We start from the raw sequence: 13,394 nt of genomic DNA, 5'->3' as shown, positions 1-13,394 counted from the left end.
CGACGCATCGCGATGGCCGTGGACGAGCTGCCAAGAAACCTGGTCAAGGGGCACCACCACCTTCAGCTCGATGGGCAGGTCCTTCCTGTCGACTGGTCGAAGATTTCCATCCGTTCGGGTTGATGACGCGCATCGTGGTGCCACTGGACGACGACGCAGCGGCCTGACGTGCCGGCCTTTCAGCCCCGCTCCTAGGAGAGAGATTGGACCTAACAGCGAGGCCTGCTTGGCGGAGCGATGGCCGAGTGACTCGACTGACAAGCGACCGCTTTGTCGGAAAGCAGCCGCTCACAATAGAGCAAGACTTGTCGGTCGCGCCTGCGGAGCCGAGTTTGGCTCTCTCTGCTTCCGCCATTTGACACAGAAACAACAAAGTCGTTTTCGGATGGCACGCACAACGTAAATGAAGCGGTGTCGGCGCCCCCGCAGGCCCACCCCCATTCGGAAGGACCCAGCAAGCGCAGGCATCAACTAGGTTTGGTCATGCGGGTTGTTAGCCGGAGCTAGGTTCCGTAATCTCGGTCTCGATCAAGAGTTACGCCCATTGGATGGGGCGTGGCGCTGGATGTGTAACCGGACCCACGTGTCCGTCTATCAGGTAGTTAGGCGCCTACACCGGCATTACGGAGTGATACCCATGAAAGACAAGCTGAAGCTCGCGCCTGGCGAAACGCTCAGGCATGAGAACTCCCAATCCAAAGGCTTTATGGGGGAGACGGACATCACCAACTATTCCGTCCTGGACTCAGCCGGAAACGTTGTGGGCACCGTCGAGCACACTGAGCATACGGCCGTTAGAGGGTTTCGAGTTTCCAACTCAGTCGTACAGAAGGACTCGCAGGGGAACGTCCTTGTCAACACCAACTGGTGAGCTCCCGTGGACGGCGCCTAACAATCCATTCAAGCCGAACCCGCTTCGCGGGTCGGCTTAATTCAGGCGTTTGGCCGTCTGGGAGCGATGCCAATGACAAAAGTCTTTGACGACACCGATGCTCCTTATCTCGCATGGCTCCAGGAGCACCCGGACGGCTACGTTCTCAATCGCCGCCGTGTTCGCTCGCGCAATTACCTCGTACTACACCGTGCCACTTGCTACAAGATCCGCACGTACACCCGGATGGCGCAGCCCGAGGGGTTCACTGGACGGGATTACATCAAGATCTGCGCCCCCAGCATCCACGAGCTGCATGATTACGCTCGCACCAAAGGCGGACGTGCTGATGGCTCGTTCAGCGCCAAATGTCGCACGTGCAGTCCATGACCGTCACGCTTTTGCATTGGCGTAGCACGCGGCCTAACAATTCATTCAAGCCGAAGCCGCTTCGCGGCTCGGAACGTTCAGGCGTTACCTCAGTAGGTGCCATGCCGAACTTACAAGATTTCTTTCGCCATAGCGACCTTCTCGACGCGCTTGCACTCCGTCAGTTGTCGCATATCAAAGGCAATTGGGAGCTAACCTGGGATCATCGTCTAGAGCTATATGAGCCAGAGGAAGACAGCTTTGCAGGGAAGGTCAATGAACTCATTGACGAGCTGTCCGAAATTGAACCTCCTCGAAGGTATCACGATAACGAGGACCGCCTCGCTGAGCATGTCATCGCCCGGCTCGGCTGGAACATCCACAAGGTTGGCTCCCGGTGCTAGCCATCGTTCTTTATCATCGCGCAGAGCGATAACAATTCATTCAAGCCGAAGCCGCGTTGATGCCTCCGTCCGTTTTGCGTCCGTCCGTCCGGTTGCCTATAGGCAAACCGGACAAAGCGGACACGGCCAAGCCGAACAAACCGGACGCATTCCGGGCGCAAACCGGACGTCAAAGCGGACTTTCGTCGCCAATCGGGCGTACGTAGCCCCCGAACTCGATGACGATCCGCCCGGCATCCTTCAGGGTATTGCGCAGGTCATAGAAGCGCTTCCGGTCGATGCCAGTCGCGATGACCCGATCCCTCCATTCGTCGACCTTCACGCGAGCACCGTCGGGGCTGTGGCCTGTGCCCGTCAACCTGGCGCGATGCTCGTCGATGAGGTCGTCCAGGATCGACAGCGCAAGCGTCTGGTTGCGACCACGCCCAACCTTGCCGGCCCTGGCGGGCGGCGTATGCGCCACACTCCACAGGACAGAACTTGTAACCGGCTGGCCCTCGTCATCCACCACGCCGTCAAGCTCCACCGTTTCGAGCTTGAATGCCACTGGCATGGGCTGCTCAGCGTCCTTCATCTTGGTCGCCTCCATGCGGACGATACCGGCGTCGTCCTTCGTCAATGAATACTCGGCGTCTACCGCACCCTTCAGCGCGGAGCTGCCACGACCACGCGACTTATCGGCATGCCCGGAGTGATGGACTACCAGGACAGTTGCCCCCGATTCGCCGCTCTTCCGTAGGAAGAGATCCAAGTTCGCAATGAACGCGACCATATCTTCCTGGCTGTTCTCGTCCCCTCCGAAGTTACGCGCAAGCGTGTCGACGATTATCAGAGCGGGCTTGTGTCCCCTCGCCTCATGCATCTGTTCGACGGCATGCGCGACCTCCGCAGCTGCGATGGCGTCGCAAAGCTGGGCGGGACGTTGGCCGACGAACAGGGGCGCACCGGATAGTGGTATGCCGCAGTGCTGCGACCAGGCCGCGAATCGGCGCATCAAGCCATTCTGGCCCTCGCCAGCGATGTAGAACACCGCGCCTGGCGTCGTCCTGTTGCCGTGCCATGGCGTACCCGTCGCTATGCAGCACGCCAGATCGATCGCCGCAAACGACTTGCCGCAACCGGGATCACCGAACATTAGCGCCAGAGAGCCCGCTTCGACGTAATTGCGGACCAGCCATTGAATCGGCTTAATACCGGCAGCGAGCTGTTCGCCGACACCCGCGAAGGCAAATGAATCGGCCCGAGCCTCGCTGACGGCCAATGGAGGGTCATGCGGGTGCCCCACCTGGGCCGCCATACGGTCGCAGGCTTCAAGGTCACGAGCGGCTTCGGCAGCCTCGTATGCTTCGTACAGTCCAGCTTCACGGATCGCAGCGGAACGCGCGAACGCCGTAATCCATGCATTGCAACTGTCGGCAGGGTCTCGAACTTGCGCTGTCGATGCTGCGCTCATGCGGCGTACTTCTCCCGGACCAGTTCATCTATGTGCGCCATGATCGCCGCAACATCAATCGGCCGCACTTCCTTCCTTGCCGGCGAAAGCCGCGCATACGTTAGTGCTTCGTTCGCGATCGCTTCGCGGGTCAGGGGACCGTAGGTGCCGGTAACATGCCGAACAAACATTCCTGCATGGACAAAATCCTCTACTGCGCGCAGCGAGGCTGCTCGATCACAGGCGTGCAAGATCGCTCGTCGCTTACCGGGGAATCGTTGCGATGTCAGGCCTGAATATCCTCGAAACTGAGTCGTAGCGGCGAGATTGAAGGTGCCGGATTCTTGCAGGCCACCCTCCCTAGATCCGCTTGCCATTCCGGTGGTTAGATGCACTGGCTTCATGCAGTCGCCCCCATGCGCGCGCCAGCACGCGCCCGATAGGAAACCGGCTTCCCTGCCTTGCTGCGATGCTCCAGGAAATCGACCCAGGCCGCGACAGCGGCTGGGCGTGCGAAGCGCCGACGACCGACCAGGAAAGTATCCAGGTGACCGGCATTGATGGCATCGTGGATCAGCGCGAGACTTTCACCAGTTGCGTCGGCGATGTCCCGCAGGGACAACTTGAGTGGTTCGATACGCTGCATGCGTGTAGACCCTTGCGATACGTCGCGATATTTGCGACGGGGTCAGTTTCGACATGGACACTCCAGCACTCCATTGCAGGAATTTCCGGTCGAACGGTCGCTCTAGCGTATGGTCCGCGGCGTTTAAACGCTCTTGCGTCGTGCAGCCCCTTTCGTTCGAGCAGCACCCAGTACAGCAACGGCAGCCGCTAGGTTGTCGGGCGACAGGTGCGAATAGCGAAGGGTCATCTTCAGGTCCGCGTGCCCCATCAGATCGCGGATGGCGTTCAAGTTGACGCCTGCCTGAGCCAGTCTGCTGGCGAAATGGTGACGGAGATCGTGCCAGCGGAAGTCAGTGACCTTTGCTTCCTCCAGGAGGGCTCCCCATGCGGTCTTAAAGTCGCGGAACGGGAAGATGCGCCCTTGTTCGCCTGCTTGCTTCCGCCACTGCTTCAAGGTGTTCACTGCCTCCTCATTGAGCGGAATTCGACGCATAGCGCCCGACTTGGCGGCAGCGGCTCGCACCGTCAGGACCTTGGCGTGGAAGTCAATGTCTGACCACTCAAGGGAGGTCAGCTCGCCACGGCGCAAGCCGGTATTGAGCGACAGTACGACCGCTGGCGACAGGTGGTCGCCGAAGTCATGGGCGCCGAGCGCCGGCAGCGGCTCTTGGCCGCGCTCCTTACGCCATGCGTTGTTCCGAGCCCTAGATTCGCGGGCCGCTTCGTCCCGACCGGCCAGCGCCCCACGCAACCGCTTTTCCTCATCCGCTGTCAGGTATCGGACACGCGTGCTGTCCACCTTAGCTTGCTTCACCGCCCCCAATGGGTCGGCCTCGATCAGGCCCCACGCTAGTGCGCGCTTCATCGCTGATTTCAACGTCGCCAGGTCGCGATTGCAGGTGTTGGGGCTGACGCCTGCCTTGATGCGCCTCGATCGCCACTTCTCAATGATCCAGGCGTTCAACTCGGCCAATGGCTTGTCGTGGAACTCCTCGAAGACCGCCAGGATTCGGTCAGCGGCGCCATCGCCCCATTTCCGGTTTGCTGACGCCCAGGGCTGGAACTCCTGCTCGATGAATCCCTTGAGCGTGTACATCCTCGGCTTTTTGGCGTCCAGCACCGCCAGCGGCGCGCCATGTTGGTCAGTTTCCACTAGCAAGGCTTTTGCCTTCACCCGTGCGGACTCGACCGTCACCCCAGGCCATTTGCCCAGCGACTTGCTGCTGGTGCGGGTCCATTGAACGTTCCAGGACTTCACCCCGGATGGCTGGACGCGCAGGAACAACTGAGGAACCGACGTGTCCCATATCCGGTAGGGCTCGGTTTCTGGCCTAGACGCTTCGACGATGGCGGGCGAAAGCTTCTTCTGGAGCTTCATCGGCATCCGTAACTGCACAGTAACAGCAAATGCCATGATATCGCGAAGTATCGCGAAACATAGAGATCCGTTAAATCAATGCGTTAAGTGTAAAATCATTGATCCGAAAGGGCGAAAAATCGCGTTCGCAATGCGAAGGTCGGGAGTTCGATCCTCCTCCGCTCCACCACTAAATCCAGTGCTTTACGAAAAAGCCGGCCCAGAGCCGGCTTTTTCGTGTTTGGCGGCCGCCATAGCCGCGGTGGTCACATCAGGCGCTTACCTGGACCCCACTACCGCATCCCAATTGGTAAACACGTTCTTCAAACGCTCGACGGTATGGCGCCACTTGGGAGTCGTGGGCTGACAGACGGTGTTCTGATTGCCGAACAAGCCCAACTCGTTGAAGGCGCGTGCAGCACTGACACGGTCCAACCAGTCAACAGTGACTGCGTATTCCGCGTTTTCGGGATCGTCTGCCCACTGGGCGAAGCGCTCACCGTCCTCCAACACCTCCGTGGCTCCGCGCGGCCCTTCAGGTGTATCGAACACCAAGTCGCGAATAGGCTGGCTCGGCTCCCGCACCCGTCCTACTCCGACGTAGCCGGTCTTGGGAATTTTTACCCACACCCGATCCCCAGGCGAAAGCAACTTCAGCGTCTGCGAGTACCAACTGCCGCCGCCGGCGCTGATGAAGCCGTATCGGCTGGCATCTTCCCAGGAGCGATCTCCCCCGTAGGAGACATAGAACTCGCCATTCCAGGGTTCTCGCTCGCCTGAGGCGCGCGCACCGGTAACGGTGGCGGCGTTGGCTTGCGTCTCGCTTGGGTCGATCAGCCAAGCGCGGCTGAGCAACTGCTGACCACCATTCTGGAACACGCGAAAAAAGATCACGTTGATCGCAACGTCGCGCGCGTTGAGGTAGTTGATGATGCGTTCGGTCGAATCATCCAGTTCTGCTGCCACCAGAATGATCTGATGGGATTGATTGAGAGAATCCTCGTCCAGGTCGCCGCCAAAGCGAGCTTTGAAATCCTGGGCCAGATCTCGTCCTTTGGAGTAGCGCTGGTAGATCTGGGCGATGCGCTCGGGGGTGAGCTGGTCGACCCAGGCTGCGTAGTCCAATGCCTGCGCCACCACTTCCCGGGGCGTGCGATCGCGCTTGAGCTCGATCAGAACCAGCGATGCGTCTGGCTCGATCGCCAAGAGGTCGATGCGGCCGCCGAATCCGGTGTGCTCTTGCCGACCAATGATCATCCACTCGCCAGACAGGATGTCCGGGCGCTTGAGGATCATTTCTTCCAGGAAGTTCTCGCTAGGAAGACGTGAACTCGTCAGCAGCTGCGGTGTTTCGCCAACGGTCCAAATAGCATGTCGGATCGGCATTCCCTGCTCCCCCTGCAAGGTGTTGTTGGCGCTACGGTAACTGAATCCTGCGACGCGTGGCTGCTTCCGACGTGAGCCGCTATGCCGTTAAGACGAAAAAGCGCTGCGCCCCTCTCGGGACGCAGCGCAACGGCAACGGATTGGACCCGCAGCCCGGGGATCGATCAGAAGCGCTGGCGGTACTGCATGTAGTAGTAGCGGCCCGGTACGTCGTACTGCTGGTCGAACTGGTTGTACGGGGCGGTCAGGGCCAGCGGCGGGTCCTTGGCGAAGAGGTTGTTGGCGCCGATGGAGACGGTGGCGTTCCAGGGCGTGTTGTAGCGCAGCTGCAGGTCGTGATACGTCGTGGCGCCCAGGTGGTTCTTCAGGTTGTCCGGGTCGGAGCAGTAGGCCTTGAACGCGGCCGGGCAGGTTTCGTCGATGCCGGACTTGTAGCGCACGCCCCAGGTGGCGCCGAAGTCGCCCTTGGCCCAGTCCAGGTACAGGTTGGACTTGATGCGCCAGTACGGGTCTTGCGGCAGGTACAGGCCCTGGCGCTGTTCGGGCTTGGAGTCCTTGGTGGTGCGGGTCTCCCAGTTGGACGTGTAGCTGGTGTCCCAGCTGATCGAGAACTTGCCGTACGCGGTTTCCGGCAGGCGGTAGTTCATGGTCACGTCCCAGCCTTCGACGGTGTACTCGGCCAAGTTCAGCAGCGGCAGGTCCATGTCGACGATGGTGCCGGGGTTGCCCGGGTAGGCGTTGTCGCGCTTGAACAGGGCGCAGTACACGGCCTGTTCGGCGGGGGTGCCGGCGTAGCACTTGTCGAGCACGAACTGGGCGGTGGGGCGGGTGATCGCGTTTTCGATCTTGATCTTGTACCAGTCCACGGCGATGTCGAAGCCCTGGATCCAACTCGGGCTGTAGACGAAGCCCAGGGTCTTGCTGACCGAGGTTTCCGGCTGCAGGTCGGGGTTGGATTTGTTGACGAAGGCTTCCACGGTCTGGCGCGAGGAGCCGCTGCCGGACTGGGTGTAGCCGGCGGGCACGCCGTCGGCGGCGCACTTGGCGGCGATCTGCGGGTTGCTGCGGCGGCCGGTGTGGCTGGAGCAAGGATCGGCGTAGCTGACGAAGGTGTCGGCGTCGCCGGCGAACAGGTTGTTGATGGTGGGCGCGCGGAAGCCTTCGGACCAGTTGCCGCGGATCAGCAGGTCGTCGAAGGGCTTCCAGCGGAAGCCGAACTTGCTGTTGAGGGTGTCGCCGAAGTTGCTGTAGTCGGAGTAGCGCGTGGCCACCGAGAAGTCGAGCAGCTTGGCGAAGGGCACGTCGGCCAGCACCGGCACGGCGAATTCGGCGTACAGGTCGTCCAGCGAGTAGGAGCCGGAGGTGGGCTTGCTGCCGTTGCCGGTGCTCAGGCCGGCGGCGATGAAGGCGTCCGGGTCGAACTGACCGCTCTCGGTGCGGTGCTCGTAGCCGGCGGCGAAGCCCAGCGGGCCGGCCGGCAGGTCGAACAGGTCGCCGCTGATGTTGGCGGTGTAGCTCTTGGACTCGACCCGGCTGGAGTCGTGGGCGGTGAAGGACACGTAGTTCAGCGCTTCCTGACTGATCGAGCCCAGGCCGCCCAGCGGGTTGATCGGCACGCAGCCGGCGATGACCGCGGTGGGCGTGCCGCAGCGGGCCACGCCGGCGGAGTCGATGAAGGACGGGCCGTAGGCGTTGCGCAAGTTGGCCAGGTTGAACAGGCCGTAGGTGATCTGGTTCTGGTCGGTGCGGTCGTAACGGTAGCCCACGTCCCAGTCGAAGGTGCGCTCGCCGACGTTGAAATAGCCTTCCAGGCCGCTGTAGAAGTGGTAGTTCTTGACGTCCTGGTTGAACGAGCGGCCGCCCGATTCCTGGAAGCGGCGGCTGACGCTGATCAGGTCGCGCGCGCCCGCGGTGCCCTTGGTCGGGTTGTAGATGCTGTCCTTGCTCAGGGTCAGGCCGGTGACCGGCATGGCCGCCAGCAGCTGTTCGGATTCGCGCTGGTTGTAGAGCGTCTCGACCCGGAAGGTGAGCTTGTCGGTGATGTCAAAGGTGCCCTGCGCGAACAACGAGGTGCGCTCCTGCGGCGTCAGCAGGTAGTTGTCCGGCGCGGTGTTGTAGCCGTGCGTGTTGGAGCTGAAGGGTACGAAGCTGTTGTTGTTGCCCAGCACGTAGCGCTTGTTGTCGCGCGGATCGACGAACGAACCCGGAAAGCCGGTGGCGCTCTGGCCGCCGAAGAACGGCGGGCCGCCGGCGGAGATCTTGCGATCGCCGGCCATCACTTCTTCTTCCTTGACGTAGGACGCGCCGATCAGCAGCGAGGAGCGGTCGTTGCTCACGCCGATGCTGAAGTCGTAGGCCTGGCGCATGCCGTCGCCCTGGCCGAACTGGCCGATGTAGGCGCCGGCCTCGGCGCCTTCGAAATTCTGCCGGGTGATGATGTTGACCACGCCGGCGATGGCGTCGGAGCCGTAAATGGTGGACGCGCCGTCCTTCAGCACTTCCACCCGCTCGATGATCGAGGCCGGAATGGTGTTGAGGTCGACGGTGCCGTCGAGCTGGGTGGTCCAGCGGCGGCCGTTGACCAGCACCAGGGTGCGGCCGCTGCCGAGGTTGCGCAGGCTGATGCCGGCCGAGCCGTCGCCGCCGTTGTTGAAGGTGGTGTTGAGCGCGGCGCCGTTGGTGGAGATGCGCTGCAGCACGTCGGCCACCGAGGTCACGCCCTGCTTGTCGATCTCGGCGCGGGTCAGGGTGAAGATCGGCTGCGAGGTTTCGACGTCGGCGCGCTTGATGCGCGAACCGGTGACCTGGATGCGGTCCAGATCGACCGGCGCCTTGTCCGATGCCTGCACGGCGTCCTGCGCCTGTACGGCCGGTGCGGCGACGGCCAGGGCCATGGCGACGCCCAGCGGCAGGCGGGCGCGGCGGGCGGAGGTAGGTGTGGCGTGCTGCTTCATCTAGCGGTGTCCCCTCGTAGTGGTGGTTGCGCAACGCGCGTTGTTAGGCGCGTGTTGTTAGGTGCGCGTTAAACGCAAGCCAAACTACGGCGCGACCAAGCGCAGAGGGGTACGCAATGCGGGCGTCGGACTTGCGGATTCGTGGCCGCTGACTTGTTCGGCGCGTTCGCGAATCGCGCGCTCGGGATCGGCGCGATAAGCGCTGGCGGTGCACCCCATGCGCAGGCGGAAGGTGCGGGCGAAGCTGCACGGCGAGTCGAAACCGCAGGCGTGACTGACTTCGCTGATCGACAGCGGCGAATCGCGTAACAGCTCGCAGGCTTGAGCGATGCGCTGGTTGACGCTGGCCGCCTGCACGGTGGTGCCGTAGACGTTGCGGAAGGTCTTGGACAGCCACCAGGTGGAGAAGCTGGTCAGCTGCGCCAGTTCGTCCATCAGCACCACGCGGTGCGAGTTGCCGCGCAGGTACAGGCGTGCGCGCTGCAGGCGCCCCAGCACTTGGCGCTGGCGTGCGCGGCGGCGCCCGGGGCAGCGCGCGAGCAGGCCGTCGAGTTCGCGCTGGCTCTCGTGCACGCACGCCAGCAGCATGCGGAACGCGGCCAGGCGCTGGTTGGGCGCGCCGCCGGCGCTGCGCGCGCCCGCGCACTGACGCCACAGGCGCAGCAGCGCGCGGCGCTGGCCGGGCTCCATGCGACCTTCGCCGGGCATCAGGTCCAGGCGCGCATGGCGTTCGATGTCGCGCATCAGCGTGGCGCGGCAGCTGAAGCCGATGGCCAGGCCGTGGCGCTCGCTGTCGATGCGCGGCGCGCTGTCGCGATCGAACGCGATCCACTGGTTCGGGACCAGGGCGAAACGCCCTTCCCGGCTTTCCACCGTGGAGCGGCCGCGCAGTTGCAGCCAGTACGAGGGCGAGCCTGCCGCCACGCGCACGCTGCCGAAGTCGCGCACCAGATAGAGCTGGAAGCCGTCGTTGGACGGCGCGCGCTCGGAGTCCATCAACTGCCCGCCTTCCACGCTTTCCCAGCCTTCTTGCTGGCCGTAGCCGTGGTAATCGCTGTGCATCTTGGCTGCCTCCTGTGATCGTGCCGCGTTGCGGCGACGGCGCAGGCGCGCGCCGTCCGCGCGATAACGCGCGGGCGCAGCGGCCTACGGATGGTGAGGGGCGATCCGGCCCGACGGACGCACCTGTGGCGCGAGCGTCCGATCCTGCTGTCGCGTTGCGACGCGATGCAGTGTTGCCATGTGCGCATCGGCAAGCTTCGAAGCGCTTCGAACGGTCGCGTTCGCGTTTAGGCTTCGTATGGATTCGGCAAAGTTGTGCAACAAATGACGCACGCCGTTCGCGCGCGTCTTGGTTTAGCCGCTGGCGGGCTTCGGCAATTCCACACGCACCAGCAGGCCGCCTTGCGCGCCCGGCGCCAGGTTCACGTCGCCGCCGTGGCCGCGCACCACGCTGCGCGCGATCGACAGGCCCAGCCCGGAGCCGGCGATATGCCGACCGCGCACGTCGTCCAAGCGGCGGAACGGTGCGAACGCGCGTTCGTACAATTCCGGTGCGATGCCGGGGCCGTCGTCGGCCACGTCCACGTGCAGTGCGTCGTCGCTCTCGCTCAGCGACACGCGCACGCGGTCGCCGTAGCGCCAGCCGTTGTCGATGAGGTTGGCGAACGCGCGCCGCATCGCGATGGGCTGGCACGGCAGGTAGGCGTGATCCGGGCCTTCGTAGTGCGCGTCGCCGCCGGCGTCGGCGACGTCGTCGCACAGGCTGATCAGCAGCGAAGCCAGATCCACCGTCTGGTGCGGCTCCAGGCTGGCGTCCTCGCCGGCGAAGGCCAGGCAGCCGGCGATCATCGCCTCCATCTGCGCGATCTCGCCCAGCAGGCGCTCGCGATGGCTGTCGTCGGCGTATTCGGCGAACAGGCGCATGCGCGTGAGCGGCGTGCGCAGGTCGTGCGAGATCGCGGCCAGTTGCTGGGTGCGGTCGTCGACGAAGCGCTTCAGCCGCACCTGCATTTCGTTGAAGGTCTGAGCGATGGCCGCGTATTCGGGGATGGTCATGCCTTCGATCGGCGTGGGCTCGCGCTCGCGGCCCAGCCGCTCGGCGGCCTGCGAGAGTTCGTTGAGCGGGCGCACGAAGCTGCGCGCGGTCCACATCGACAGGCCGGCCACGGCCAGGATCAGCAGCAGCATGCCGCTGAGCTTGAGCAGGTGCTGCAGCCAGCGCGGGCTGGGCTTGCCGGGGCTGGCGAGCAGCCACTGGCCGTCGGGCAGCTCGGTGGCCACCGACATGCGTGGCATGTCCAGGTCCGGACGCAGCGCGTTCAACAGGCCGGGCACCACGCCTCCGACCACGAAGCCGCGCGGCGGCGGTGGCGGCAGCGACTGCACCGAGGTGGTGTACAGGCGCGGGCGGTCGTCGCCGGGGCGATCCGTGGGCGTCCAGGTATCGCCCTCCGGCAAGGCCGGGCCGGCGACCATATCCACGGTAGGCAACGGCGCGGCGGCCGTGCGCGGCGCCGATTCGGCATCGGCGTGCAGCGCCTCCAGCGGCTCGGCCACGCGCAGCGCCACCGCACCGTTGGGCACGGCGGTGATCGCCGGCGCGCCCATGGCCTGGCGCGCGGCCACCGACAGGATCTCGCCGCGCGCGGCGCCCAGGCGCGGCACCACCACGGTCACCTGGCGCACCGCGCCGCCGCGGCCGTCGGGCAGCACGTTCATCGACACCGCATAGGCGCCGCCGCTGGTGTCGGGGCTTTCGACCAGGCGCTTGCGCATGTTCTCGATCAGGCCCGACAGCGGCGGGCCGTGGCGGTCGTCGCTGCGCGGCAGCAGCGCGAACTCGACCTTGCGCGCGCGGGTGGCGCGCTCGGCTGCGGCGGCGCGCTCGCGCGCGGGCAGCACGGCCAGGCGCGCGCGCATGTCCAGCGCCTGCTGCACCAGCGATTGTTCGTCGACCAGGGTCGGCCCGGTGGAGCGCAGGACCATGCCCACGGCCACGTCGATGAGCAGGGTCATGGCCATGGTCAGCAAGACCACGATGGCGATGCGCGGCGCCAGCCGCAGCCGCGACAGCGGCGGCGCCAGCGAGGAGCGCGCGGGCGCGCGCCCGCTCATCGCGCGCGCGCCTCGCCGCCGACCGTAACGTCGGCGGCGAAGAGATAACCCTCGTTGCGCACGGTCTTGATCAGCAGCGGCCGCTGCGGGCTGGCTTCGATCTTGCGCCGCAGGCGGCTGATCTGTACGTCGATGCTGCGGTCGAACGGGGTCAGCACGCGGCCTTTGACCAGGTCGATGAGCTGGTCGCGCGAGAGCACGCGCTGCGGGTGTTCCAGGAACGCCAGCAGCAGGTCGAACTCGCCGCTGGTCAGGTCGGTCAGCGCGCCCTGCGGCGAGACCAGGCTGCGGTGGCGGGCGTTGAGCGTCCAGCCGTCGAAGCCGTATTCCGAACCTGGGCGCGCGCCGCCGCGCCAATCGGCTTCGGCGCGGCGCAGCAGGGCGCGGATGCGCGCCAGCAGTTCGCGCGGATTGAAAGGTTTGGCGATGTAGTCGTCGGCGCCCAGCTCCAGGCCGACCACGCGGTCGGTGTCGCCGTTCATCGCGGTGAGCAGGATCACCGGCACCTGACTGGTGGTGCGCAGCTTGCGGCACAGGGTGAAGCCGTCGTCGCCGGGCATCATCACGTCCAGCAGCACCACGTTGACCGGCTCGGCGGCCATGCGCTGGGCCATGCCGCTGCCGTCGCCGGCTTCGAGCACGCGCATGCCGTGCTCGCCCAGGAACCGCGCCAGCATGGAACGAATGGTGTCGTCGTCGTCGACGACCAGGACGGTGGGCGCGGCGATGGCGGTGGCGGTTCCCATAGCGCTAAAGGTTAACGGGTGCGGCGGCGGGGGCCGCTCTCTGTAACACACCGAAACAAAACGACAGCTGGCCGAAATCGCCCGCGGGCGGGCGCTGCCTAGGATGAGGCATCGCCGTCGCCCCCACGCCC

11 protein-coding genes are annotated in these 13,394 nt (G+C 64.6%); 2 read left to right on the top strand and 9 right to left on the bottom strand.

The genetic code is table 11. The features are described 5' to 3' along the window. Positions 1 to 637: 637 nt before the first annotated feature. Together DX914_RS02280 and DX914_RS19895 are read left to right on the top strand one after the other, a co-directional pair. Positions 638 to 871, top strand: coding sequence for a hypothetical protein (locus tag DX914_RS02280; RefSeq protein WP_115857440.1), 234 nt, complete (start codon positions 638 to 640; stop codon positions 869 to 871). Between the two features lie 386 nt (positions 872 to 1,257). Then, positions 1,258 to 1,644: a hypothetical protein gene (locus DX914_RS19895; protein WP_147300568.1), complete on the top strand. Its 387-nt coding sequence runs from the start codon at positions 1,258 to 1,260 to the stop codon at positions 1,642 to 1,644. 169 nt (positions 1,645 to 1,813) lie between these two features. Here DX914_RS19895 and DX914_RS02275 read toward each other — a convergent pair whose 3' ends face one another. From DX914_RS02275 to DX914_RS02245, 9 genes are all read right to left on the bottom strand, one after another. After that, positions 1,814 to 3,097: an AAA family ATPase gene (locus DX914_RS02275; RefSeq protein WP_115857439.1), complete on the bottom strand. Its 1,284-nt coding sequence runs from the start codon at positions 3,095 to 3,097 to the stop codon at positions 1,814 to 1,816. Further along, entirely contained in the window at positions 3,094 to 3,480 is a 387-nt protein-coding gene (locus DX914_RS19890; RefSeq protein ID WP_147300567.1) for a hypothetical protein, read from the bottom strand. Before DX914_RS19890 ends, DX914_RS02275 begins: the two co-directional genes overlap by 4 nt. Then, positions 3,477 to 3,722 (bottom strand): hypothetical protein, encoded by a 246-nt coding sequence (locus DX914_RS19885; protein WP_147300566.1) that lies wholly within the window; start codon positions 3,720 to 3,722, stop codon positions 3,477 to 3,479. The genes DX914_RS19890 and DX914_RS19885 overlap by 4 nt, the downstream gene beginning before the upstream one ends. A 123-nt stretch (positions 3,723 to 3,845) precedes the next feature. Beyond that, positions 3,846 to 5,081 carry a site-specific integrase gene (locus tag DX914_RS02270; RefSeq protein ID WP_158549173.1) on the bottom strand — a complete coding sequence of 412 codons (1,236 nt, stop codon included), beginning with the start codon at positions 5,079 to 5,081 and terminating at the stop codon, positions 3,846 to 3,848. A 258-nt stretch (positions 5,082 to 5,339) separates the two neighbouring features. Then, a complete protein-coding gene (locus DX914_RS02265) occupies positions 5,340 to 6,446 on the bottom strand; it encodes a PDDEXK family nuclease (protein ID WP_115859100.1) in 1,107 nt (368 codons plus the stop codon). A gap of 164 nt (positions 6,447 to 6,610) precedes the next feature. Further along, the gene (locus DX914_RS02260) at positions 6,611 to 9,400 is read right to left on the bottom strand and encodes a TonB-dependent receptor (protein WP_231118111.1); all 2,790 of its coding nucleotides are present in this window, start codon (positions 9,398 to 9,400) and stop codon (positions 6,611 to 6,613) included. 84 nt (positions 9,401 to 9,484) lie between these two features. Continuing rightward, entirely contained in the window at positions 9,485 to 10,462 is a 978-nt protein-coding gene (locus tag DX914_RS02255; RefSeq protein ID WP_115857437.1) for a helix-turn-helix transcriptional regulator, read from the bottom strand. Between the two features lie 294 nt (positions 10,463 to 10,756). Then, positions 10,757 to 12,517 carry an ATP-binding protein gene (locus DX914_RS02250; protein ID WP_115857436.1) on the bottom strand — a complete coding sequence of 587 codons (1,761 nt, stop codon included), beginning with the start codon at positions 12,515 to 12,517 and terminating at the stop codon, positions 10,757 to 10,759. Further along, positions 12,514 to 13,263: a response regulator gene (locus DX914_RS02245; RefSeq protein WP_115857435.1), complete on the bottom strand. Its 750-nt coding sequence runs from the start codon at positions 13,261 to 13,263 to the stop codon at positions 12,514 to 12,516. Before DX914_RS02245 ends, DX914_RS02250 begins: the two co-directional genes overlap by 4 nt. Between the last annotated feature and the right edge of the window lie 131 nt (positions 13,264 to 13,394).

The sequence above is a fragment of the Lysobacter silvisoli genome (assembly GCF_003382365.1).
Taxonomy (GTDB): Bacteria; Pseudomonadota; Gammaproteobacteria; order Xanthomonadales; family Xanthomonadaceae; genus Lysobacter; species Lysobacter silvisoli.
The sequence above is the reverse complement of the archived record's forward strand: the minus strand, read 5'-3'. Positions and strand labels throughout refer to the sequence as shown.